This is a genomic window from Streptomyces sp. SID12501, assembly GCF_010550245.1.
Classification (GTDB): Bacteria; Actinomycetota; Actinomycetes; order Streptomycetales; family Streptomycetaceae; genus Streptomyces.
Window position 1 is genome coordinate 1 of record NZ_JAAGLU010000909.1, and the last position, 406, is coordinate 406.

Below are 406 nucleotides of genomic sequence, written 5' to 3' on the forward strand. Positions count from 1 at the left end.
ACCGTCATCCTCGCGCACACCATCAAGGGCTACGGCCTGGGCTCGGGCTTCGCCGGGCGCAACGCCACGCACCAGATGAAGAAGCTCAAGATCGACGAGCTCAAGACGCTGCGCGACTCGCTGCACATCCCGATCACGGACGAGCAGCTCGAGGCCGACCCGTACCTGCCCCCGTACTACAACCCGGGGCCGAAGGACGAGGCGATCCAGTACATGCTCGAGCGTCGCCGTCAGCTCGGCGGCTTCGTGCCCGAGCGCCGCAGCACGCACACCAAGCTCACGCTGCCGGGCGACAAGGTCTACGAGACGCTCGCCAAGGGCCCGGGCACGCAGGAGGTCGCCACGCCCATGGCGCTCGTGCGCCTGTTCAAGGACCTCGTGAAGGACAAGGACTTCGGCCACCGCC

1 pseudogene is annotated in these 406 nt (G+C 67.7%); it reads left to right on the forward strand.

Features of this window, described 5'->3' with window-relative positions:
- A pseudogene (locus G3I71_RS49090) lies at positions 1–406 on the forward strand (pyruvate dehydrogenase (acetyl-transferring), homodimeric type); the annotation flags it as partial.